The following is a 23,202-nucleotide window of genomic DNA, read 5'->3' as shown; positions in this document are numbered from 1 at the left end:
CGTGAAGGCTTGCCGTCATGTCTCCCTTTCCGTCATCCGGCCGGGCGCCGCGTTCGCCGCGGCCGCGCCTTCATGCAGCGCCTGCCAGGCGTCGAAGGTGCTCAGGAACACCCGGCCGCCGAGCTCGTGGCAGAAGTCGGTGGCCGCCAGGCGATCCATCACCGGCCCCTTGACCTCGGCCAGGTGCAGCGCCACCCCGGCGTCCTTCAGCCGCCGGTTGATCGCCTCCAGGCTCTCCAGCGCCGAGGCGTCGATGCCATTGACCGCCTGGCAGGCCAGCACCATGTGCTCGAGGCCCGGCTGGCGGGCCGCCAGCGCCATCACCGTGTCCTCCAGATAGCGGGCGTTGGCGAAGTAGAGGCTCTCGTCGACGCGCAGGATGGCCAGGCGCTCGTCGGTCTCCACCTCGTCGTAGCGCTGCACGTTGCGGAAGTGCTCGCTGCCGGGCACCCGCCCCACCACGGCGCTGTGCGGGCGGCTGGTGCGGTACAGATGCAGCCCCAGCGACAGCGCCACGCCGGCCAGGATGCCGCTCTCCACGCCGTGCACCAGGGTCAGCGTCAGGGTCGCCAGCATGGCCACGCCGTCGGCCCGGGAGTAGGCCCAGGTGCGGCGGATGGCGGGCAGATCGATCAGGGTGCCCACGGCGACGATGATGGTGGCGGCGAGCGTCGCCTTGGGCAGGAAGGCCAGCGGCGCGGTCAGCGTCAGGGTCGCCACGGCGATGCCCAGCGCCGTGAAGGCGCCGGCCAGCGGCGTGGCGGCCCCGGCCTCGAAGTTGACCACCGAGCGCGAGAAGCCGCCGGACACCGGCGCACCGCCGCTGGTCCCGGCGCCGAGGTTGGCGAGCCCCAGGGCGATCAGCTCGCGGTTCGGGTCGATGCGCTGGCGGCGCTTGGCGGCCAGGGTCTGCGCCACCGACACCGACTCCACGAAGCCCACCAGGCTGATCAGCAGCGCCGCGGGGGCCAGGTTCGACCATAGCCCCTGCTCGAGGGTCGGCAGCGCCAGCGGCGGCAGCCCGCCCGGCACCTCGCCGACCAGCGCCACGCCGCGCTCGCCGAGCCCCAGCGCCCAGGCCAGCAGGGTGGTGACGATCACCGCCGAGACCGGCGCGGCCTTGGCCGCCAGTTCCGCCGCGGTGGTCGACACCCCCAGGCGCGCGAGCCCGCCCTTGAGATAGCGCCGGCACAGCACCAGAAAGCCCCAGACGCCGATGCCGATCGCCAGGGTGGCCGGATTGACCTCGCCCAGCGCGGCGACCAGCGCCGAACCCAGCGCCACGAGGTTATGGCCGGACGCTTCCACGCCCAGGATGTGGCGCAGCTGGCTGGCGGCGATCAGGATCCCCGAGGCGGTGACGAAGCCCGAGATCACCGGATGGCTCAGGAAGTTGGCGAGAAAGCCCAGCCGCAGCAGTCCCATGGCCACCAGCATCGCCCCGGAGAGCGCCGCCAGCACCAGGGCGGCGCCCACGTACTCGGCGCTGCCCGGCGTGGCGATGGCGGACAGCGCCGAGGCGGTCATCAGCGAGGCCACCGCCACCGGCCCCACCGCCAGGGTGGCGCTGGTGCCGAAGATCGCGTAGAGCACCAGCGGCAGCATGCTGGCATAGAGCCCCACCTCCGGCGGCAGGCCGGCCAGCAGCGCATAGGCCAGGGCCTGGGGCACCAGCATCAGGGTGACGATCACCGCCGCCAGCAGGTCCCGGACCAGGGTGTCGCGCCGGTAGCCGTGCAGCCAGCCGAGCAGCGGAATCCAGCGTGACGGGATCATCGGCCGCTGGCGCCCCGGGCGTCGCCGGATTCCATCCTCGGCTCCCGCCGGGCCGGCGCCGCCAGCCATTCGTGGCCCTTGAGCATCAGGTTCCAGTACAGCCAGGGCAGCTGTTTGGCCTTGAGCCACCAGGCGCGGCGAGTGGCCTGGGTGCCGTCGTTGACCCAGCGCGGGAAGGTCGGCTGCAGCGTGCCGCCGTAGCCGAACTCGGCCAGCACGATGCGCCCGCGCTCCACGGTCAGCGGGCAGGAGCCGTAGCCGGTGTAGGCCGCCGTAAGCGGGGTCTCGTCGAGCGAGGCGAGCAGGTTCTCGGCCACCACCGGGGCCTGCTTGCGCACCGCCGCGGCGGTCTTGGCGTTGGGCGTGCCGCTGACGTCACCGAGGCCGAACACCGCCGGGTAGCGCACGTGCTGGAGCGTCTCGGCGTCCAGGTCCAGCCAGCCGCCGCCGTTGGCGAGCCCGGACTCGGCGACGAAGCCCGGCGCCTTCTGCGGCGGCACCGCGTGCAGCATGTCGAAGCCGCGCTCCTCCTCATGCTCGCCGTCTTCGCCGCCGACCGCGAAGCGCGCCGTACGCGAGGGGCCGTCCACCGCCACCAGGCGTTCGCCGCAGGCCGCCTCGATGCCGTAGCCGGCGATGTAGCGCTCAAGCGCCGGCACGTAGTCGGGCACACCGAACAGCACGCCGCCGGCGTTGCAGAAGCGCACCTCGATGTCGTCCAGCCGCCCCTGGCGCCGCCAGTGATCGCAGGCGAGATACATCGCCTTCTGCGGCGCGCCGGCGCACTTGATCGGCATCGGCGGCTGGGTGAACAGCGCCCGGCCACGTTCGAGCGACTGCACCAGCGACCAGGTGTAGGGCGCCAGGTCGAAGCGGTAGTTGGAGGTCACGCCGTTCTCGCCGAGCGTCTCCTCCAGGCCCTCGATGGCGCCCCAGTCGAGCACCAGCCCCGGCGCCACCACCAGCCGGGCATAGCCGAGCCGCCGGCCGTCGGCCAGGGCGACCTCGGCGGCTTCGGGGTCGACGCGCTCGCCCCGGGTGGCGTAGCGGGTCGCCCTGCTCGGGATGACGTCGTCCATCGGGCGGCGGGTGATATCGGCGGAGAAGACGCCGCCGCCGACCAGCGTCCAGCCGGGCTGGTAGCTGTGCCTCTCGGCGGGTTCGACGATGGCGATATCCAGGTCACCGCGACGCTTCAAGAGGCTGGCGGTGACGGCGATGCCCGCCGCGCCGCCGCCGATGATGACGACATCGTGGCGGCGTGACGGGGATTCCGGGGTTGGGTGAGGCATGGCGGGCTCCGGGTGGCGTGATCGGGGGCGGGCGGCGGCTCAGAAACGGTTGAGCGGCACCTTGAAGTAGACCTGGCCGTTGTCCTCGGCCGGCGGCATCTCGCCGGCGCGCATGTTGACCTGCACCGAGGGGATGATCAGCCGCGGCATGCCCAGGGTGGCGTCGCGCTCGGTGCGCATGGTCACGAAGTCGTCCTCGCCGACGCCCTCGTGGACGTGGATATTGTGCGCACGCTGCTCGGCCACGCTGGTCTCGTGCTGGAACGCCTCGCGATCCGGCGCCTTGTAGTCGTGGCACAGGAACAGCCGCGTCTCGGCGGGCAGCGACAGCACCTTCTGGATCGAGCGATACAGGGTGCGGGCATCGCCGCCGGGGAAGTCGCAGCGCGCGGTGCCGTAGTCGGGCATGAACAGGGTATCGCCGACGAAGGCCGCGTCGCCGATCACGTAGGTCAGGCAGGCCGGCGTGTGGCCCGGCGTATGCAGCACCCGGCTCTCGAGGCCGCCGATGGCGAAGGTGTCGCCCTCCTCGAACAGGCGGTCGAACTGGCTGCCGTCGCGGGCGAACTCGGTGCCGGCGTTGAAGGCCTTGCCGAAGATCTCCTGCACCTCGACGATGCGCGCGCCGATGCCGGTGCGGCCGCCGAGCTTCCGGTGCAGATAGGGCGCCGCCGAGAGGTGGTCGGCGTGGACGTGGGTCTCGAGCACCCACTCGACGCTCAGCCCCTCGCGCTCGATGAAGTCGATGATGGCATCGGCCGAACGCACGTCGGTGTGGCCGGCGGCGTAGTCGAAGTCGAGCACCGAATCGAGGATGGCGCAGGCCGTGGAGTCCGGGTCGCGGACCACATAGCTGAAGGTGTTGGTGGGCTCGTCGAAGAAGGCCGTGACGATGGGCTGCTGGGACATGGGGTGCCTCCGTTGGCAGCAGAGGGTGAAGAGCGACGGACGCGGCGCGTCCCGATGCCGGTTGGCGATAGCCGCAGCATAACAATATATTTTGTTCTAACGTTATATTCATTTTTCATATATAGCGCAGCGACAGATAGCACTGCGCCATAGCCGGATGCCGAACCGAGCCGTGCCCCCTCGCCTTGGCTCAAGTCATCGACGGTGCGGCCGATAGCGGACAGGAGGCCACGCCTCCCCGGCCCGTCACGGGCCCGTCAGGTCACGCTCAAGGAAATGCCCCCACATGCTCGCATCCGTCACCTCGCTGCTCCGCCCCCTGTTTCGTCCCCTCATCGCACTCGGCCTGGCCCTCGCCCTCAGCGCCTGCGCCACCCTGTCGGCACCGCCGACGCCGCCGGAGCGGCTGGACGAGGTACTGGAAACGGCGACCCACACCATGGTCGAGGCCACCCCGGTCCTGGCCGAGTACGGCCCGCTGATTCCCACCACCGTGGTCGACGTCGACGATCTGAACCGCTCCTCGACCCTGGGACGACTGGCCAGCGAGATCGTTGCCGCCGAGCTCACGCGGTCCGGCCTGCGGGTACGCGAGGTCCGCCTGCGCGGCCGGCTCTACATCGAGGAGCACACCGGCGAGCTGATGCTGTCGCGCCTGGCGCAGCGCCTCGGCATCGACCAGGGCGCCCGTTCGCTGCTGGTGGGCACCTATGCCGTGGGCGACGAGCGGCTCTACCTGACCCTGCGGATCGTGCGCATCGGCGACGGCAATGCCCTGGCCGCCACCCAGCTCAGCCTGCCGCTGACCAACGACCTGCGCGCCATGCTCGACGGCTGGTAGGGGCCCGGCCCCTAGCGTGCCTGGATGACCACCTCGACCCGCCGGTTGCGGGCGCGGCCCTCGGCGGTGTCGTCGGAGGCCAGCGGACGGGTGTCGGCCAGCCCCACCGCGCGCAGCCGCGAGGGATCGACGCCGTCCTCGATCAGCGCCTCGACGATGGCGATGGCCCGGGCGCTGGACAGCGACCAGTTGGAGGGAAAGCGCGGCGTCTGGATCGGCCGGCTGTCGGTGTGGCCCTGGACCTCGACCTCGCCGGGCTGGCGGGCCACCACCTCGCGCAGGCGCTCGGCGACCAGCGCCCGCCCCTCGTCGGTGAGCTCGGCCTGGGCGGAGGGAAACAGCAGCCGGTCCTCGACCCGCAGTCGCACGCCCTCAGGCACCCGCGACACCTCCACCCCATCGAGGTCCGGCAGGTAGGGCGCGGCGGCCACCGCCTCGGCGACCTCGCGGGCGGCGAGGGTCAGGGTCTCGGCGGCCTCCGGGGCCGGCGCCACGCCCTCGGGCAGCCGGTCGGTGAGGATCACCATGTAGTCGGCCAGCGGCGCCTCGCGGTCGAGGCCCTCGGGCAACGCCAGCATCGGCAGCGTCGGCACCGGCTCGGCCTCGACGGCATCGACCGGGGGACGGGCCAGCAGCGCGGGCGGTGTCGACGCGACCACCCGCGACGGCAAGCCGGCCACGCCCAGGGCCACCGAGACCGCCGACGGCGCGGGGCCCATCCGCCTCGCTGGCGCCGCCGGTTCCGCCAGCGCCTGGCCCAGTTCCGCCGGCAGCGGCACGCCGAGGCGACGCGACGGGCTGCCGGGCGAGGCCGCCTCGGCGATCACCGTGCCATCCGCGTCCGGCGCGGTGTCGTCGGAGCGATGCGTCAGCGCGATCATCAGCACGAACAGCGCGACCAGCAGGGTCATCACGTCGATGTAGCTGACCATCCAGCCGTGACCGCTCTCGTCGTGGTGATGATCCGGCAGGAGGGACTCGTGGCGGGACAGGCCGCGGGGATGCTGCATGGCTCGACTCGGCAATGACGTGGCGGAACGCCAAGCCTAACGCCTGCCCTGCCCCGCCGAAGCGTCGAACAGGCGGGGATCGCGGCCGCCTATTGCCGTGAAACGGTAGCCAGAAAGCGGCGCGCCCCGCCCCGGACGAACCGGGGCGGGGCGCACGCTTGCGCGTCAGGCCTGGGTCAGGCGCCGATCAGCGGTAGACCGGCAGACGGCCGCAGACGGCCTCGACCTTGCCCTTGACCTCGGCCTCGATGGCGGAGGTGTCCTCGCCCTTGGCCAGCACGTCGAGGATGTCGCAGATCCAGCCGGCCAGCTCGCCGCACTCGGACTCGCCGAAGCCGCGGGTGGTCACCGCCGGGGTGCCGATGCGCAGGCCGGAGGTCACGAACGGGCTCTGCGGGTCGTTCGGCACGGCGTTCTTGTTGACGGTGATGTGGGCGCGGCCCAGGGCGGCGTCCGCGTCCTTGCCGGTCACGCCCTGCTTGACCAGGGACAGCAGGAACAGGTGATCCTCGGTGCCGCCGGAGACGATGTCGAAGCCGCGCTCGATGAACACGCCGGCCATGGCCTTGGCGTTCTTCAGCACCTGCTGCTGGTAGGTCTTGAACTCGGGCGCCATGGCTTCCTTGAAGCAGATCGCCTTGGCGGCGATGACGTGCTCCAGCGGGCCGCCCTGGATGCCCGGGAAGACCGCGGACTGCAGCTTCTTCTCGATGTCGGCGTTGCCCTCGGCGGACAGGATCAGGCCACCACGCGGGCCACGCAGGGTCTTGTGGGTGGTGGTGGTGACCACGTGGGCGTGGGACATCGGGCTCGGGTAGACCCCGGCGGCCACCAGGCCGGCGATGTGGGCCATGTCGACCAGCAGGTAGGCGCCCACCTCGTCGGCGATCTCGCGGAACTTGGCCCAGTCGATGATCTGGGAGTAGGCGGAGAAGCCGGCGATGATCATCTTCGGCTGGTGCTCGCGCGCCAGCTCGGCGACCTGCTCGTAGTCGATGCGGCCGTTCTCGTCGATGCCGTACTGCACGGCGTTGTAGTGCTTGCCGGAGAAGTTCGGCTTGGCGCCGTGGGTCAGGTGACCGCCGGCGTCCAGGCTCATGCCCAGCACGGTGTCGCCCGGGGTGACCAGCGCCTGGAAGACGGCGCCGTTGGCCTGGGAGCCGGAGTGCGGCTGGACGTTGGCGTAGGTGGCGCCGAACAGTTCCTTGGCGTAATCGATGGCCAGCTGCTCGACCACGTCGACGTACTCGCAGCCGCCGTAGTAGCGCTTGCCGGGATAGCCTTCCGCATACTTGTTGGTCAGCTGGCTGCCCTGGGCCTCCATGACGCGGGGGCTGGCATAGTTCTCGGAAGCGATCAGCTCGATGTGCGCTTCCTGACGCGTGCTTTCCTTCTGCATCGCATCGAACAGGGCATCATCGAAACCGGCAATCTGCATGTCACGGCTGAACATCGGCGGGAAACCTCGCATCAACGGGGAAATCGAAGGCCGCCATCATACCCCAGGGTATGGCGGCTTTCACATGAAACCCCGTCATGCGGCGCCCCATGATTTCTCATGCGCGCTTCAGAATTTCTGAAGGCTCCCTCGCCGCGCGGCTCAGCGCGTCTCCACCGACATCGAGAGCTTGCTCGGCAGGCCCAGCGGGTCGGCGGCGAGCACGTCGGCGTCGCTCTCCGGCGGCAGGGTCAGCGCCACCTCGAGCTCGCTGGCCCGGCCCTCCATCATGTCCACCAGGCCGTCCAGCAGCCGGCCGAATTCGGGCCCGAGCATGGTGCCGAAGCCCTTGGCCTGGGTGCGCGCCTGTTCGAGGAACTCGGCCTCGCTGACGCCGCGGCTGGCGGCCATCACCGCCGGCATGCGCCCGAACAGCCCCAGCTCGACGAGGGTAGTCTCGATGCGTCCGCCGAGCAGGGTGACCCCGCTCAGGTCGGTCATCTCGGCCAGATAGGCGGCCGGCTCCACGCCGTCGGGCAGGCGCACCGGCAGCTCGCTGTCGAACGTCCAGCGGAAGGCGTCGGCGGCGGTGATCGTGCCGTCGCCGGAGAGCAGGCTCTTCTGGCCCAGCGCCTCCCAGCCGCCGTCGAACTCGGCGTCCAGGCGCAGCTGCCCGCTGCCGCCGGTGAGCACGTTGCTGGCCAGGCGCAGCGGGGTGCGCTCCTCGGCCGGGGCCAGCTCGATCATCCGCGCCAGGTCCAGCTCGAGGGCCTCGAGCCGGGCGCTGCCCTCGCCGTCGTGCATGTCGCCGTCGACGTTCAGCCGCGCCAGATCGGCCACCAGATGATCGGCGACGATCGACAGGTCGTTCAGCTCGAGGCGATCCAGCGTCGTCGCCTCGGGATCGCCCGGCGGGTGGCTCAGGCCCTCGAGGCTCAGCGAGGCCAGGGTGAGGTCTCCCGCCCCGATATCCTCCAGCCCCTCGGCGTGGCCCTCGATGCCGCTCATCTCCAGGCGGCCGACGCCGGTGGCCGTGAGCCCCTCGGCCTCGAGCCGCTGCGCCGACAGCCAGCCGCTCGTCGGCGCCTGCGGGCTCAGGGTCTTCTTGCCGTCGGCGGAGGTGATCGCCGCCGACGCGAACGCCAGGCGCAGCCCTTCGGCGCTCAATGCGTCGGCCTCGAAGGCCGCATCGCCCAGCCGGCCCTCGGCCCAGGGCAGCGGCCCGCCGGGGCCGTCGAGGCGCAGCCGGTCGGCGGTGAGCACGCCCGCGTCGCGGCCACCGCGCTCGAGCCGCAGCCCCTCCATGACGATCGCCTCGGGGGCCTCGTAGTCGCCCTCGACCACGTAACGGGCGACGTCCAGCCGCGAGCCGTCGGCGTCGACGAGGCTCAGGTCCTCGGCGCGGGTCTCGCCGCCGAGCAGGCTGTCGGAGACCTCGCCCACCGAGAACTCGCCGGCGGCGGCGAAGCGCTCCTGCAGGTCGGCCTCGAGGCGCTCGGCATCGGCCTGGGCCAGGCCGCACGGCAGCGCGGCGAGCACGGCGGCGAGCGCGGCGGCTCGCGACGGGGCCTGACGTATCAGGGACTTGCGCATCAAGGCGTTACGTAGCAAGGGCTTGCGCATGGGGGTCACCTCCCTGGTGATCGCGCCTGGGGGCGTCAGCGCGGTTCGGCGAGACGCGCCTCGAGCAGGCGGTTGACGTGGTCCAGCACCGCCAGTCGGGCGCGGCGCTTGTCATTGGCGTCGATCAGGGCCCAGCCCCCGTCGACGTCATGAGTATGCACAAACATGTCGTCGATCGCCCGCCGGTAGTCGTCCCAGCGCTCGCGATTGCGCCAGTCCTCCTCGGTGAGCTTGTGGCGCTTGTGGGGCGTCTCGGCGCGCGAACGGAAGCGGCGCAGCTGCTCGTCCTTGTCGACCGCCAGGAACAGCTTGCCGAGCACCGCACCGTGGGCCAGCAGCTGACGCTCGAAGCGGCGGATCTCGTCATAGCCGCGGCGCCAGGCGGCCGGCTCGGCCAGACCCTCGACGCGCTCCACCAGCACCCGGCCGTACCAGGAGCGATCGAAGATCGCCACCCTGCCGTCCAGCGGCAGCCGGCGCCAGAAGCGCCAGGCCCAGGGATGGGCGCGCTCCTCGTCGCTGGGCGCGGCGATGCGATGGACGCGGTACTGGCGGGCGTCGAGCGCCGAGGTCAGGCGATGGATGCAGCCGCCCTTGCCGGCGGCGTCCTGGCCCTCGAAGGCCAGCACCACGGGGATCCGCCGCCGCTGGACCTCGCGGGCGTTGCCGGCCAGCCGGGCCTGGGCCTCGGCGAGGCGCTCCCGGTAGGTGGCCTTGTCGATGGCCTCCCGCGACGCGGCGGCAAGGTCCGAGAGCCGCGGCGGCGCCCCGATGCCCTTGGTGGGCCGGAAGCCCGGCGGCTCGACCTCCGGCAGCGGCCCGGCCATGGCCGCCACCAGCCGGTGGGCCAGGGCCTTGATCGGCGTCTCGCCGGGGCCGCCGGCCAGGCGGTGCCAGGGCGCGTGATCGGCCTCGGTGGCCTCGCGCATCGCATGGCCCAGCCGGTCCAGGGCGTCGTACTGGAGATGGCGCTGCCAGTCATGATCCTTGACCTGCCAGGCCCGCTCGGGGTCGTGCCACAGCGCCCTCAGGTGGCGGCCCTGGACGTCGCGGTCGATGTCCAGCCACAGCTTGACGATCGCCACGTTCTCGGCCGCCAGCTCGGCCTCGAAGGCGCGGATCTCGGCCAGCCGGTCGCGGAAGGCGCCCTCGCCCAGGCGCTGCTCGGTGCGGGCGAACAGCGCATCGCCGTACCAGCCGTGCACGAACACGCCGACCCGCCCGCGGGCCGGCAGGCGCCGCCAGTAGCGCCACCAGTAGGGACGCTCGCGCTCCTCGCTGCTCGGCGCCAGGGCGTGCACCTCGGTCAGGCGGTTCTCCAGCCGATGGTTGAGCTCGTTGATCAGCGCCGTCTTGCCGGCGGCGGCGTGGCCGGTGACCACCAGCACCACCGAGCGCGAGGCCTGCCGGGCCAGCTCCAGCTGGGCCTCGAGCAGCGCATAGCGCAGCGATTCCTTCATTGCGTCATCCTCATGCCTCGCCCAGCAGCCCCAGACTCTCGGCGGGCGCCCGTCGCCGGATGCCCCGCGACAGCCACTGGCCGATGGCGCCGACCAGCAGCGCCCCGCCCAGCGGCAGCGCCAGCCACAGCGCCGGATGCCAGCGCGGCGCCAGGTCGAGCCAGCCGCCGTAGAGCCCGGCCGCGGCCAGCTCGGTCAGCGCCGCGGCCAGCAGGCCGCTGGCCAGCCCCAGCAGCGCGAACTCGGCGCCCTGCACCCGCCGCAGCAGCCGGTCGCCGGCGCCGAACACCCGCAGCAGCCCGGCCTCGTGGGCGCGCACCGGCAGGCTGGCGGCCAGGGCGGCGTGCAGCACGCTGACCCCGGCCAGCAGCACCAGCACCAGCACCAGCTCCACGGCCCGGGTGACCTGCGACAGCACCTCGCGGACCCGCTCGAGGATCGCCTCCACGTCGAGCAGGGTGACGCCGGGGAAGTCGCGCACCAGCCGGCCCGGCAGCGCGCGCTCCTCGGGCGCCAGGTGGAAGGCGGTGATGTAGCTGTGGCCGAAGCGCTCGAGCACGCCCGGCGGGAAGATCACGTAGAAGTTGGGCCGGAAGCTGTCCCAGTCCAGGTCGCGCAGGCTGGTGATCTCGCCGTCGATGGTGGCGCTGCCGACGGTGAAGGTCAGCACGTCGCCGAGCTCGAGCCCCAGCCGGCCGGCCAGCCCGCTCTCCAGCGAGATCGGCACCGGCGAGGCGTCCTCGCCGCCGGACGCCGCCTCGGCGTCGAACCACTCCCCCGCCACCAGCCGGTTGCCCTCCGGCGGGTCGGCACGCCAGGTCAGGTTGAGCTCGCGGCGCAGCGAGTTGGCGCCGCGCGCCTCCGCCGGCACCGCCTCGCGGGGCGGGGCGCCGTCGATGGCCGTGAGCCGGCCACGCACCATGGGATAGAGATCGCTGCGCGACTCGGCGCCCTCGTTCAGGGCCGCGGCGAAGGCGTCGCGCTCGCCGGGCTGGATGTTGATGGCGAACTGGTTGGGGGTGTTCTCGGGCAGCTGCTCGCGCCAGGCGTCGAGCAGGTCGCCGCGCACCAGGGCGATCATCGCCATGGCGAACAGCGCCACCGAGAACGCCAGCAGCTGGCCGAGGCTGGCGGCACGGCGCCTCGCCAGCTGGCGCCCGCCCAGGCGCAGCGCCTGCAGGTATCCGGCCCCGCCCCGCGCCGGCAGCCGCGAGCACAGCGCCAGCACGCCGCCGAGCAGCAGACCGCCCAGGCCCCACAGCACCGCCAGCGCCAGGCCGCCGCCGAGCAGCAGCGCCAGCGCCAGGCCGGGATCGCCGGAGTAGAGCCACAGCAGCGCGCCGAACACCAGCGCCGCCGCGCCCACCACCCACCAGGCGGAGGCCGGCAGCGGGTCCAGCTCGCGGCGCAGCACCTTGAGCGCGCTGACCCGCCGCAGGCGCAACAGGGTCGGCCCGGCGAAGCCGGCCAGCACCGCCAGCGCGGTCAGCACGCCGAGCGCCAGCGGCATCAGCCCCGGCGGCGGCAGCTCCACCGCCAGCAGCCGGCCGAGCAGGGCCAGCAGCAGCGCCTGGCCGGCCAGCCCCAGCAGCGCGCCCAGCGCCGAGGCCGCCAGCGCCAGCCACAAGAGCTGCAGGGCGAACAGCCGCACCAGCTCGGCCTGGCGGGCGCCGAAGCAGCGCAGCAGGGCCGCGGTGTCCAGATGGCGCTCCACGTAGCGCCGGGTGGCCATGGCCACCGCCACGCCGGCCAGCAGCACCGCGGCGAGCCCGGCCAGGCTCAGGTAACGGTCGGCCCGGGACAGCGCGCTGCCGAGGCGCGGCCGGTCGCGACGCACGTCCTGCACCTCCACGCCCTCGCCGCGCAGCCGCTCGAGCCGAGGCGTGATCGCCTCCACGGCCTCGGGCGGGCCGGCGGCCAGCAGCTCGTACTCGATGCGCGAGCCGGGCTGGATCAGCCCGGTGGCCTCGAGATCGTCGACGTGCACCATCAGCCGCGGGTTGAAGCTGGAGAAGCCGGCCGAGGGATCGGCCTCGCGCTCGATCACCCCGCTCACCGCAAGCTCGGCCTGGCCCAGGCGCAGGGTGTCGCCGAGCTCGAGCTCGAGCAGCTGCGCCAGGCGCGGGGCGACCCAGGCGCCGCCGCGCTCGGGCCCGCGGGGCAGCGCCTCGGGGCCGTCGCCGCGGTCGACCACGGACTCGCCGTAGTGGGGATAGGCGTCGTCCACCGCCTTCACGCCCACCGGCTGGAAGGCCTCGCCGGCGCTGACCATCGACACCATGTCGACCTGATCGGAGAGCGAGAGGCCGGCGTCCTCGAAGGCGCGGCGCAGCTCGGGGTCGAAGGGTCGCGACTGCTCGAGCACCACGTCGCCGCCCAGCAGCTGGCCGGCCTGGCGGGTCAGGCCGCGCTCCAGGCGGTCGAGGAAGAAGCCGATCATGGTGGCGGCGGCCACCGCCAGGGTCAGCGCCAGGAACAGCGCACGCACGTCGCCGGCGCGCAGGTCGCGCCTGAGCCCCTTCCACGACAGGCCGATGGCGTGGCGCATCATGCCTCGGCCTCCTCGCGCGCGATCGCCTCGAGTCGCCCGTCGGCGAGCCTGAGGCAGCGATCGCAGCGCCGCGCCAGGGCCAGATCATGGGTGACCAGCACCAGGGTGGTGCCGGCCTCCCGATTGAGGGCGAACAGGCTGTCGATGATGTGCTCGCCGGTGGCGGGGTCGAGGTTGCCGGTGGGCTCGTCGGCGAACACCAGCTCGGCGCCGGTGACGAAGGCGCGGGCCAGGGCCACGCGCTGCTGCTCGCCGCCGGAGAGCTGCTTGGGCAGGTGGTCGAGGCGCTCGCCGAGCCCCACCCGGCCGAGCCAGTCGCGGGCACGGGCCTCGGCGTCGCCGTCCGGGGCCAGCTCCAGCGGCAGCAGCACGTTCTCCAGCGCGGTCAGGGTCGGCAGCAGCTGGAAGTTCTGGAACACGAAGCCGACCCGCCCGGCGCGGAGCCCGGCGCGGCCGTCCTCGTCGAGCTCGCCGAGGGGCTCGCCGAACAGCTCGAGCTCGCCGCCGCTCGGCGCATCGAGCCCGGCCAGCAGGCCGAGCAGGGTCGACTTGCCCGCCCCGCTCTGGCCGAGGATGGCCAGCGTCTCGCCGGGGAACACCTCGAGGGCAAGATCACTCAGAATGGTCAGCGAGCGTTCGCCGCTCTCCACCCGCTTGGTCAGATGGGCGGCGCGTAGCATAGGATGAAGGTTTGCTGACGAGGAGTCGGACATGAGGTCGGTCATGAGAAAGCGCATCCCTGTTGGTCGAGCCCGAGGCGTCCTGACGGCATGCCTGCTCTGGACGCTGCTGGTGCTGGTGGCCGCCCCGGCGGCGGCCGCCGAGCGCCCGCGGGTGCTGGTGATGGGCGACAGCCTGAGCGCCGCCTACGGCATCGAGCGCGAGGCCGGTTGGGTCAGTTTGCTGGCCCAGCGGCTGGAGGGAAAGGCCCGGGTGATCAACGCCAGCATCAGCGGCGAGACCAGCGGCGGCGGCGCGACCCGGCTGCCGGCACTGCTCGAGGAGCACACCCCCGACCTGGTGGTGCTGGAGCTGGGCGGCAACGACGGCCTGCGCGGCCTGCCGCCGCGGCAGATGCGCGCCAACCTGGCCGGCATGATCGAGCAGAGCCGGGCCGCCGACGCCGAGGTGCTGCTGCTCGGCATCGACATTCCGCCCAACTACGGGCCGGCCTATCGCGACGCCTTCACCGGGGTCTACGACGCTCTCGCCGAGCGCTATGACGTGCCGCTGGTCCCCTTCCTGCTGGAGGGCGTGGCGCTGGACGACTCGCTGATGCAGGACGACGGCATTCACCCCACGGCGGACGCCCAGCCCGCCCTGCTCGACAACGTCTGGCCGGCGCTGGCGCCGCTGCTGGAAGAGGAAGGCGTGGCGCTGGCGGCGCGCGATCATTGAAGCGATGAGCGGTTCCGGCGCCGGCGCTCATCGCATCGGCGCAAGTTCGGTCAATCACCTGACGGCGCAGCCGGCGCCTTCTGCCACTGCTGCAGGGCCAGTCCGCCGAGGATCAGCACCAGGCCGACCAGGGTCGAGGGCAGGATCGGCTCGCCGACGACCAGGTAGAGCAGCATCAGCGACACCGGCGGCGACAGGAAGATCAGGTTGGAGACCTTGGCGGTGCGCGACACCGTGCCCACCGCCAGCTGCCACAGCACGAAGGCGATGCCCATCTCGAACAGGCCCACGTAGACCCCGGCGGCGAGCCCATCGAGGCCGTGCCACTGGAGCCCCGGCCCGAACAGCAGCAGCCCGGTCAGCACCGGCACCCCGACGCTGAAGTTCTGCCACTGGGCCACCAGCGGCGGGCGCCGGTCGCGCACGTTGAGCAGCCAGTAGAGCGCCCAGATCAGCGTCGAGACCAGCGCCAGGCCCACGCCCAGCGGGTCGGCGAAGGCCACGTCGAACACCGCGCCGCGGGTGGCGATCACCCACACCCCGGCGTAGGCCACCAGCCCGGACAGCGCATCCATCAGGGTCAGGCGCTGGCCGAGGATCGGCACCGCCAGCAGCGCCATGGCCAGCGCCCAGGTGTAGTTCAGTGCCATCGCCTCCTGCCCCGGCAGGCGGTCATAGGCGGCGAACAGCACCAGGTAGTAGGCCACCGGATTCATCAGCCCCGCCCAGGCCGCGGTGCGCCAGCCGCGCTTCAGCGCCTCGCCGAGCAGGCCCCGGCGCACCACCAGCGCGCCGATCAGCGCCCAGGACACCAGCGCCGCGAGCCACATCAGCTCCAGCGGCGTCATCCGCTCCAGCGCCACCTTGAAGGCGGTGGCCACCGTGGACCACAGCGCCACGGCGCCCAGCCCGTAGAGCATGGCGCGACGATCCGTTGTCATAAGCTCTCCCTGCCAGGTATCGAGCCGGCGGCCGGCTCAGCGATCGATGTGTCCCAGCTCCCGCGTCGGATCGAGGCGGTCGCGCACGCGCTGCTTCAGCGTCTTGCTGTCGGGGAAGCCGCCGTCGCGCTTGCGCTCCCACAGGCTCTCGTCGTCGCAGAAGATCTCGAAGTAGCCGCCGTGGGACGGCACCAGGCTGACCTCCTCGAGGTCCTCGCCGAAGGTGGAGAGCAGCTCCTGGGCGTACCAGGCGCTGCGCAGCAGCCATTGGCACTGGGTGCAGTAGTGAATGCGAATACGTGACACGATGCCCTTCCTGTCGCAACAATAAGCGCTTCATCCTACCAGCGAGGAGCTCCCATGGCCGCCCCCGAGATCAGCCAGACCCGCCTCTACGAGCGGCTGACCGGCGACGAGGACAGCCGGATGTGCAAGGACATCCCCGACGAGGCCTGCCAGGAGCAGCCGCGCAACTTCTTCCTTCATCTGATGGCATCGCTGGGCAACAAGCTGGCCGACGAGCTGGCCAGCGCCCGGCTGGTGCTGCCCTGGCTGCTCGGCGCCATCGGCGCACCGGTCTGGATGGTCGGGCTGCTGGTGCCGATCCGGGAGGCCGGCGCCCTGCTGCCCCAGGTGTTCGTGGCCGGCTTCATCCGCGGCCGCCCCGAGCGCAAGGGCGTGTGGGTGGCCGGCGCCCTGCTCCAGGCGCTGGCCGCGGCCGCCCTGGCCCTGCTGGCCTTGTTCGGCCAGGGCGGGCTCGGCGGCGCCCTGGTGCTCGCCGTGCTGGTGCTGCTGTCGCTGGCCAGGGGCCTGTCGTCGATCGCCACCAAGGACGTGCTGGGCAAGACCATCGCCAAGCGGCGCCGCGGCACCCTGATGGGCTGGAGCGGTAGCCTGGCCGGCGCCGCCACCCTGGCCGCCGGCCTGGTGCTGATGATCTTCAGCGACCGCCCCGGCGAGCTCGCCCTGGCCGCGCTGCTGGGGGTGGCCGCCCTGGGCTGGGGCGTGAATGCGCTGTGCGCCGCGCGTATCCACGAGGTGCCCGGGGCCTCGGAAGGCGGCGACAGCATCGCCTCGACGCTGCGCGAGGGCCTGCGGCTGCTGCGTCAGGACCGCACCTTCCGTTACTTCAACCTGTCCCGGGCGCTGCTGCTGTCGAGCGCCCTGGCGCTGCCCTACGTGGCCCTGCTCGGCCAGCGCCAGAGCGGCGCCGAGCTCGGCGACCTGGGCGTGCTGGTGATCGTCTCCGGCCTCGCCGGCATGGTGGCGAGCCCGCTGTGGGGCAAGCGCGCCGACGACTCCAGCCGCCGGGTCATGCGCCTCGCCGCCCTCGGCACCGCCCTGTGCTGCGCGGCCGGCGCGCTGCTGGCCTGGCTGCCGCTGTCCTGGACCGCCAGCGTCTGGCCCTATGCCGGGCTCTACGCACTGCTGGTGATCGTCCACGCCGGGGCCCGGCTGGGGCGCAAGACCTACGTCGTCGACCTGGCCGGCGCCGAGGATCGCGCCCTCTATGTCGCGCTCTCCAACACCCTGACCGGCGTGCTGATGCTGATCGTCGGCGCCCTCGCCGGGGCGCTGGCCCAGTGGCTGGGCAGCGGCGCCCTGCTGCTGGCGCTGGCCGCCACGGCGCTGGCCGCCGCGGCCAGTGCCCAGCGCCTGCCGGAGGTCGAATGAGCGCACCCGACGTTGAAATCCGGCCGGCGGCTGGCCATGATATTCCGCAAAAGGGGCATGCAGGCTGCATGCTCCACCAAGACCCCGTGACAGGAACGCCTCGATGAAACGCCCCTCCCTGATCAGCCCGGACCTGCTCGAACGCATGGTCGATGCCTCCGAGGACGGCATCGTCGTCGCCGAGCGGGAAGGCGACGAGAACATCCTGATCTACGTCAACCAGGGCTTCGAGCGCCTGACCGGCTACCGCGCCGACGAGATCCTGTATCGCGACTGCCGCTTCCTGCAGAACGACGATCGCGACCAGGCGGCCCTGGCGGAGATTCGCCAGGCCCTGGCCGAGGGGCGTCCCTGCCGCGAGGTGCTGCGCAACTACCGCAAGGACGGCACCCTGTTCCACAACGAGCTGTCGATCACCCCGGTGTTCGACGAGCAGGACGAGCTGACCTACTTCATCGGCGTGCAGAAGGACGTCACCGCGCGCGTCGAGGCCCAGCAGGAGCTGGCTCGCCTCAAGGAAGAACACGGCCTGTCCTGATCCCTCGGCCTCCGCCGCCCCGCCGAACGCCGCCTTGCCTCGCCACGCCCCGTGCGACACGCCGTGTCGCACGGGGGCTTGCATCGAATCCCGTCCCGTCTTATACAGCCCTCAGGTGCCCGACGACGGCGCCCTGGGGCCTCGCGCAACGCGGGGTGTCGGATCCGTTTCGCCGCCCCGCGCGGCCGGCCATGGGAGGACCTCGCATGCGCCACAACAGCCATCACGAAGCACCCCTTCACGACGACGCCTATGACGACGACCACGACGAGGCCGTCAACGATGACGACTACCGCCGCACCCGGCCGGCCAGCCGCGCCGAGCAGCTGCAGGCCAGGCGCCGTCTGGAGGCGCTGCTGGAGGAGCGGCGCCTGAGGCGCAGCATCGACGACGACTGGGATCTCGACGAGGAGGAGTGAGGCGGCCGGCTGGCCTTTCCGGGGTGCGGGCTCTATCATCGTGGGCCAGCGGAGTCCGCACTCAAAACCTCCAACCCGCACTCCACAACCCGCTTTTCCAACCATTAGTGAGATTCCATGGCGCAATACGTCTACACCATGAATCGGGTGGGCAAGGTCGTTCCGCCCAAGAAACAGATTCTCAAGGACATCTCGCTGTCCTTCTTCCCCGGCGCCAAGATCGGCGTGCTCGGCCTCAACGGCGCGGGCAAGTCGACCCTGCTGCGCATCATGGCCGGCGTCGACACCGAATTCGAGGGTGAGGCCCGCCCGATGTCGGGCATCAACGTCGGCTACCTGCCCCAGGAGCCGGAGCTCGACGACGAGAAGAACGTCCGCGAGACCGTGGAAGAAGCGCTGGGCGCCATCAAGGAAGCCCAGGAGAAACTCGACGGCGTGTATGCCGCCTACGCCGAGCCGGACGCCGACTTCGACGCCCTGGCCGCGGAGCAGGCCCGCCTCGAGAACATCATCGAGGCCGCCGACGCCCATAACCTGGAGCGCAAGCTCGAGGTGGCCGCCGAGGCCCTGCGCCTGCCGCCCTGGGAGGCCCAGGTGGGCCATCTCTCCGGTGGCGAGCGCCGCCGCGTGGCGCTGTGCCGCCTGCTGCTCTCCAGCCCCGACATGCTGCTGCTCGACGAGCCGACCAACCACCTGGACGCCGAGTCCGTGGCCTGGCTCGAGCGCTTCCTGCACGACTACAGCGGCACCGTGGTGGCGATCACCCACGACCGCTACTTCCTCGACAATGTGGCCGGCTGGATCCTCGAGCTCGACCGCGGCGAGGGCATCCCCTTCGAGGGCAACTACTCCCAGTGGCTCGAGGCCAAGGAGCAGCGCCTGGAGCAGGAAGCCAAGCAGGAAGCCTCGCGCCAGAAGGCCATCAAGCACGAGCTCGAGTGGGTGCGCTCCAACGCCAAGGGCCGCCAGGCCAAGAGCAAGGCGCGTCTCAACCGCTTCGAGGAAATGCAGTCCGGCGACTTCCAGCAGCGCAACGAGACCAACGAGATCTACATTCCGCCCGGTCCGCGCCTGGGCGACAAGGTCATCGAGTTCCACGGCGTGTCCAAGGCCTTCGATGACAAGCTGCTGTACGAGAACCTGGACTTCGCGATTCCGCCCGGCGCCATCGTCGGCATCGTCGGCGGCAACGGCGCCGGCAAGTCGACCCTGTTCAAGCTGATCAACGGCACCGAGCAGCCGGACACCGGCGAGGTGGTCAAGGGCGAGACCGTCGACATCGCCTACGTCGAGCAGCTGCGCGACGCCCTCGACAACAAGCAGACGGTCTGGGAAGCGGTGTCCGACGGCCAGGACATCCTCAACATCAACGGCTACGAGGTGTCCTCGCGGGCCTACGTCGGCCGCTTCAACTTCAAGGGCAACGACCAGCAGAAGCGCCTGTCGGACCTGTCCGGCGGTGAGCGCGGTCGCCTGCAGCTGGCCCAGACGCTGAAGCAGGGCGCCAACGTGCTGCTGCTCGATGAGCCGTCCAACGACCTGGACATCGAGACCCTGCGTGCCCTGGAAGAGGCCCTGCTGGCCTTCCCCGGCTGCGCCCTGGTGATCTCCCACGACCGCTGGTTCCTCGACCGCATCGCCACGCACATCCTCGCCTTCGAGGGCGAGTCGCACGTGGAGTTCTTCGAGGGCAACTACACCGAGTACGAGGCGGATCACAAGAAGCGCGTCGGCGACGAGACCCCGCATCGCATGAAGTACAAAAGGATTGATGCCTAAGCCGACCGCCTGGCGCCGGCAGCGGGACGACAACCCCACGGCCGCGAGGTCGTGGGGTTTTTGCGTTGGCCCCGGGGCTGGACAGCGGCGGCCGAAGCCGCCATAAGAAGACAAGGCGGAGCGCGGCGCCGCGAATGCCGTCATCCTGGCCGCGCGAGGATCGGCCATGTCACCGAGGCTTCTGCTGCACCCCGTTCAGCTGTTCCGGCGCTTCGCCAGCAGCATCGCCTACCTGCCGACCCTGGCCGCCGCGAGCTACGGCCTGCTGGGCCTCGCGATCCTGCTCAGCACCACCCTCGACGTCGGCTTTCCCGACGGCCTCGAGGCCTGGATGCCGCCGCTGCCCGACGGCGCCCGCGGGCTCTTGACCGCGCTGCTCGGCGGCATGGTCTCGCTGATGGTGTTCAGCTTCTCCATGGTCATGTCGATCCTGTCCCAGGCCGGTGGCCATTTCTCCCACAAGCTGGTGTTCGGACTGATCGGCGAACGCCGCCATCAGCGGGTGCTGGGCCACTATCTCGGCACCATCCTGCTGCTGCTCCTGCTGCTGATGGCGCCGGACGACGCCCGGGGCTGGATGGCGCCCGCCGTCTATCTGGCCTGCGTCCTGGTCGTGCATTGCCTGGGGCTGTTCGTCTATTTCATCCACAACGCCTCGCAGTCGGTGCAGATCGACGCGGTGATCCGCGATCTGCACGACGCCACGCTGCGGGCCATGCATCGCCAGCAGGCGCGTCAGCGGGGCGAGCGCTGGCGCTTCATGGACGCGCGACCGCTGCCGCGAGCCCCCTGCCACGAGATCCGGATGCACCGGGAGGGCTATGTCCAGGGCGCCGATCTCGCCGCCATGGCGAATCTGGCGGCACGGGCAAACGGCCGGCTGCACCTGAGCTTTCGCTTCGGCGACTACCTGATCGAGGGCGCCCCGCTGGCGGTGCTGGAGGCCGAGGAGGCGCCGGACGCGGCCTGGGAGGCAGCGCTGCAGGAGTGCCTGGTGCGGCTGGACGGCGAGTCGGTGAACGAGCACTACGTGCACGGCATGACGCAGCTGATGGAGGTGGCGCTCAAGGCCCTGTCGCCGGGCATCAACGATCCGGGCACGGCACGGCTGTGCCTGCATCGCCTGACCGATCTGCTGCGCCATCATCTGGCCTGGCAGCCGCCCAACGCCCTGCTCGACGCGCAGCAACGGCTGCGGGTGAGCTGGCCGCTGGAGGACGTCGACGGCCTGCTGCATCGGCTGTTCGTGCCGCTGCTGCACTACGGCGGCGACGATCAGAGCGTGCTGCTGGGGCTGCTCAAGGCGCTGAAGGCGCTGTCACTCGAGGCCGACGGCACCCGGCTCACCGCCCTGCAGGCCATGGCCGAGCGCGTCGTGGCGCGGCTCGATAGGGTTTCCCGCCATCCCATGGACCGGGCCTTCGTCGGCGAGCGGCTGACCCGGGGACGGCACCGGCTGGCGCTGCCCCGCGAGCTGCCGTCGATACCGCCGGAGGGCGGCGAGGCTCAGTAGAGCTTCGGCTCGCCCTTGGGGCGGGTCTTGAAGCGCCGATGCAGCCACAGGTACTGCTCGGGATGACGGCGGATGGCGGCCTCGATGACGGCGTTGACCTGGGTGGCATCGGCCACCTCGTCGCCGCTGGGGAAGCCGTCGAGCGCCGGCAGGTACTCCAGGGTATAGGTGCGATCATCGGGATTGCGGTGGAACACCAGCGGCATGACCGGCGCCCCGGTCATGCGGGCGATCTTGGCGGTCAGCTTGATGGTCGCCGCCTCGACGCCGAAGAAGGGGGCGAAGACGCTGGCGTCGCGGCCGAAGTCCTGGTCCGGCGAGTACCAGACGTTGTGGCCGGCCTTGAGCCGGCGCACCACGCCGCGCAGGTCGTGGCGGTCGATGGCGCGACCGAAGATGCGCGAGCGGGCGCGGGTCATGAAGCGCTCGAACAGTGGGTTGTCGTGGGGCCGATAGACCACGTCCGCGGGGAAGAACAGCGAATGCAGGGCCCCGCCCATGTCCAGGGTCGAGAAGTGGATGCCGATGATCAGCACGCCCTTGCCCTGGGCCTGGGCGCGCGCCATGTGCTCCTGGCCCTTGAAGGTCACGCGGTGGCGCAGGTGCTCGGGATCGCGGCACCAGCCGGTGGCCGTCTCCAGGATGCCGATGCCGTTGGCGATGAAGGCCTCGCGCACCAGCCGGGCGCGCTGTTCCTCGTCCAGCTCGGGGAAGCACAGCCGGATGTTGGTCTCGGTGATGTGTCGCCGCCGCCCGGCGAAGCGCCAGGCGGCCAGGCCGATGGCCCGGCCGATCCACAGCTTGAGCCGCCACGGCAGCCAGGCGGCGACGCGCATGGCACCGATGGACAGCCAGGTCGGCCAGTAGCGGGGATGGGCGAAGGAGGTCGGTGTCTCGGTCTCGTCCTTGGACATGGGGCGCTCTTGCTCGGGTTCAGCCCCCATGATAGCGCCTCGGCACCCGGGGCAGCACCCCGGTGAGCAGCGTATAGCTGATGGTGTCGCAGTGGCGGGCCACCTCGTCCACGGACAGCACCTCGCCGTTCGACGCCCGCCCCCACAGCACCACCTCGCTGCCGATATCGGCCTCGGGCAGCGCGGTCAGGTCGACGATCAGCATGTCCATGGAGACCTTGCCGGCGATGGCGGCGCGCTGCCCGTCGACCAGCACCGGCGTGCCGTCCACGGCGTGGCGATCGTAGCCGTCGCCGTAGCCGCAGGCCACGACCCCGATGCGCGAGGGCCGAGACGCCGTCCAGCGGCCGCCGTAGCCCACCGGCTCGCCCGCCTCCAGCTCGCGCACGGCGATGATCTCGGAACGCAGCGTCATCACCGCCTCGAGCCGCCGGCTGGCCTCGGTGGGGGCCTCCAGCGGATCGCTGCCGTAGAGCATCACGCCGGGGCGATTCCAGGCGCCGTGGACCTCGGGGCGCGCCAGGGTCGCCGGGGAATTGGCCAGGCAGGTGGGCGCGCCGAGCCGCTCGGCCAGGGCGGCCAGCAGCGCCGACTGGCGGCGGAAGTAGGCGGTATCGACGGCGTCGGCGGTGGCGAAGTGGCTCATCAGGTGCAGGTCGGTGACGCACGCCGGCGCCTCGCTGAGCCGCCGCCAGGCCGCCTCGGCCCGCTCGGGGGTGAAGCCCAGCCGGTGCATGCCGGAGTCCACCTTCAGCCACACCGGAATCGGCCGCGCCGGGCGATGCGCCAGCAGCGCGTCCAGCTGCCACTCGCTGTGCACCGCCACCCACAGGCCCAGGGCCTCGACGCGTTCGAGCTCGCCGGCCTCGAAGATGCCCTCCAGCAGCACCACCGGCGCCGTGATGCCGGCCTCGCGCAGGGTCTCGGCTTCCTCGATGCAGGCCACGGCGAAGGCCGGCGCCAGCCCTTCCAGGGCCCGCGCGCAGGCCACCGCCCCGTGGCCGTAGGCATCGGCCTTGAGCACCGCCACGGCCTGGCTGTGGGGCGCCAGCTCGCGGGCCAGGCGGTAGTTGTGGCGCAGGGCGCCCAGGTCGATGTCGGCGCGCAGCGGTCGGGCCATGCGGGG

The 23,202-nt window shown here is 71.7% G+C and carries 20 protein-coding genes; 7 read left to right on the top strand and 13 right to left on the bottom strand.

What is annotated here, in order from left to right; translation table 11 throughout:
- Positions 1-15: 15 nt before the first annotated feature.
- Genes FIU88_RS03810 through FIU88_RS03800 form a run of 3 tightly spaced genes read right to left on the bottom strand, consistent with a single transcriptional unit; the run spans position 16 to position 3,977 of the window.
- Complete coding sequence (locus tag FIU88_RS03810; protein WP_152478251.1) at positions 16-1,776, bottom strand: SulP family inorganic anion transporter; 1,761 nt, start codon at positions 1,774-1,776, stop codon at positions 16-18.
- Positions 1,773-3,068 carry an FAD/NAD(P)-binding oxidoreductase gene (locus FIU88_RS03805; protein WP_152478250.1) on the bottom strand — a complete coding sequence of 432 codons (1,296 nt, stop codon included), beginning with the start codon at positions 3,066-3,068 and terminating at the stop codon, positions 1,773-1,775. The genes FIU88_RS03810 and FIU88_RS03805 overlap by 4 nt, the downstream gene beginning before the upstream one ends.
- A gap of 39 nt (positions 3,069-3,107) precedes the next feature.
- Entirely contained in the window at positions 3,108-3,977 is an 870-nt protein-coding gene (locus FIU88_RS03800) for an MBL fold metallo-hydrolase (RefSeq protein ID WP_152478249.1), read from the bottom strand.
- Between the two features lie 286 nt (positions 3,978-4,263).
- Between FIU88_RS03800 and FIU88_RS03795 the strand changes: the two genes are divergently transcribed.
- Positions 4,264-4,818 carry a FlgO family outer membrane protein gene (locus FIU88_RS03795; protein WP_152478248.1) on the top strand — a complete coding sequence of 185 codons (555 nt, stop codon included), beginning with the start codon at positions 4,264-4,266 and terminating at the stop codon, positions 4,816-4,818.
- An 11-nt stretch (positions 4,819-4,829) separates the two neighbouring features.
- Here FIU88_RS03795 and FIU88_RS03790 read toward each other — a convergent pair whose 3' ends face one another.
- From FIU88_RS03790 to FIU88_RS03765, 6 genes are all read right to left on the bottom strand, one after another.
- Positions 4,830-5,828 (bottom strand): flagellar motor protein MotB, encoded by a 999-nt coding sequence (locus FIU88_RS03790; RefSeq protein WP_152478247.1) that lies wholly within the window; start codon positions 5,826-5,828, stop codon positions 4,830-4,832.
- A gap of 187 nt (positions 5,829-6,015) precedes the next feature.
- On the bottom strand, positions 6,016-7,281 hold the full coding sequence (gene glyA / locus FIU88_RS03785) for a serine hydroxymethyltransferase (protein WP_016856611.1): 1,266 nt from the start codon (positions 7,279-7,281) through the stop codon (positions 6,016-6,018).
- 147 nt (positions 7,282-7,428) lie between these two features.
- A complete protein-coding gene (locus FIU88_RS03780) occupies positions 7,429-8,889 on the bottom strand; it encodes a hypothetical protein (protein ID WP_152478246.1) in 1,461 nt (486 codons plus the stop codon).
- 35 nt (positions 8,890-8,924) lie between these two features.
- A complete protein-coding gene (locus tag FIU88_RS03775) occupies positions 8,925-10,349 on the bottom strand; it encodes a polyphosphate:AMP phosphotransferase (protein WP_152478245.1) in 1,425 nt (474 codons plus the stop codon).
- Between the two features lie 10 nt (positions 10,350-10,359).
- On the bottom strand, positions 10,360-12,900 hold the full coding sequence (locus FIU88_RS03770; RefSeq protein ID WP_152478244.1) for an ABC transporter permease: 2,541 nt from the start codon (positions 12,898-12,900) through the stop codon (positions 10,360-10,362).
- A complete protein-coding gene (locus tag FIU88_RS03765; protein ID WP_172977745.1) occupies positions 12,897-13,613 on the bottom strand; it encodes an ABC transporter ATP-binding protein in 717 nt (238 codons plus the stop codon). Before FIU88_RS03765 ends, FIU88_RS03770 begins: the two co-directional genes overlap by 4 nt.
- Positions 13,614-13,623: 10 nt before the next feature.
- Between FIU88_RS03765 and FIU88_RS03760 the strand changes: the two genes are divergently transcribed.
- Positions 13,624-14,298: an arylesterase gene (locus FIU88_RS03760; protein WP_172977653.1), complete on the top strand. Its 675-nt coding sequence runs from the start codon at positions 13,624-13,626 to the stop codon at positions 14,296-14,298.
- A gap of 50 nt (positions 14,299-14,348) precedes the next feature.
- Here FIU88_RS03760 and FIU88_RS03755 read toward each other — a convergent pair whose 3' ends face one another.
- Positions 14,349-15,239, bottom strand: coding sequence for a DMT family transporter (locus FIU88_RS03755; protein WP_152478242.1), 891 nt, complete (start codon positions 15,237-15,239; stop codon positions 14,349-14,351).
- Positions 15,240-15,275: 36 nt separating this feature from the next.
- Positions 15,276-15,545 (bottom strand): SelT/SelW/SelH family protein, encoded by a 270-nt coding sequence (locus FIU88_RS03750; RefSeq protein WP_152478241.1) that lies wholly within the window; start codon positions 15,543-15,545, stop codon positions 15,276-15,278.
- A gap of 54 nt (positions 15,546-15,599) precedes the next feature.
- Here FIU88_RS03750 and FIU88_RS03745 point away from each other — a divergent pair, with 54 nt between their 5' ends.
- The 5 genes from FIU88_RS03745 to FIU88_RS03725 all read left to right on the top strand — a co-directional run bounded on the left by FIU88_RS03745 (position 15,600) and on the right by FIU88_RS03725 (position 21,162).
- Positions 15,600-16,913, top strand: a complete 1,314-nt coding sequence (locus tag FIU88_RS03745) for an MFS transporter (protein WP_152478240.1) — start codon at positions 15,600-15,602, stop codon at positions 16,911-16,913.
- A gap of 103 nt (positions 16,914-17,016) precedes the next feature.
- Entirely contained in the window at positions 17,017-17,451 is a 435-nt protein-coding gene (locus FIU88_RS03740; RefSeq protein WP_016856487.1) for a PAS domain S-box protein, read from the top strand.
- A gap of 206 nt (positions 17,452-17,657) precedes the next feature.
- Positions 17,658-17,870 (top strand): PA3496 family putative envelope integrity protein, encoded by a 213-nt coding sequence (locus FIU88_RS03735; protein WP_152478239.1) that lies wholly within the window; start codon positions 17,658-17,660, stop codon positions 17,868-17,870.
- A 117-nt stretch (positions 17,871-17,987) separates the two neighbouring features.
- Entirely contained in the window at positions 17,988-19,649 is a 1,662-nt protein-coding gene (ettA, locus tag FIU88_RS03730; RefSeq protein WP_016856489.1) for an energy-dependent translational throttle protein EttA, read from the top strand.
- Positions 19,650-19,815: 166 nt separating this feature from the next.
- The gene (locus tag FIU88_RS03725) at positions 19,816-21,162 is read left to right on the top strand and encodes a DUF2254 domain-containing protein (protein WP_152478238.1); all 1,347 of its coding nucleotides are present in this window, start codon (positions 19,816-19,818) and stop codon (positions 21,160-21,162) included.
- On the opposite strand, the gene lpxL is transcribed toward FIU88_RS03725, so the two are convergent.
- Both lpxL and alr read right to left on the bottom strand, forming a co-directional pair.
- A complete protein-coding gene (lpxL, locus tag FIU88_RS03720) occupies positions 21,156-22,076 on the bottom strand; it encodes an LpxL/LpxP family Kdo(2)-lipid IV(A) lauroyl/palmitoleoyl acyltransferase (protein ID WP_016856491.1) in 921 nt (306 codons plus the stop codon). The genes FIU88_RS03725 and lpxL overlap by 7 nt on opposite strands.
- A 19-nt stretch (positions 22,077-22,095) precedes the next feature.
- Positions 22,096-23,196, bottom strand: a complete 1,101-nt coding sequence (alr, locus tag FIU88_RS03715) for an alanine racemase (protein WP_152478237.1) — start codon at positions 23,194-23,196, stop codon at positions 22,096-22,098.
- Between the last annotated feature and the right edge of the window lie 6 nt (positions 23,197-23,202).

Origin of the sequence: Halomonas sp. THAF12 (assembly GCF_009363675.1) — a bacterium.
GTDB lineage: Bacteria > Pseudomonadota > Gammaproteobacteria > Pseudomonadales > Halomonadaceae > Halomonas > Halomonas smyrnensis.
Note: the sequence above shows the minus strand (reverse complement) of the source record. Positions and strands in the feature narration are given on the sequence as shown.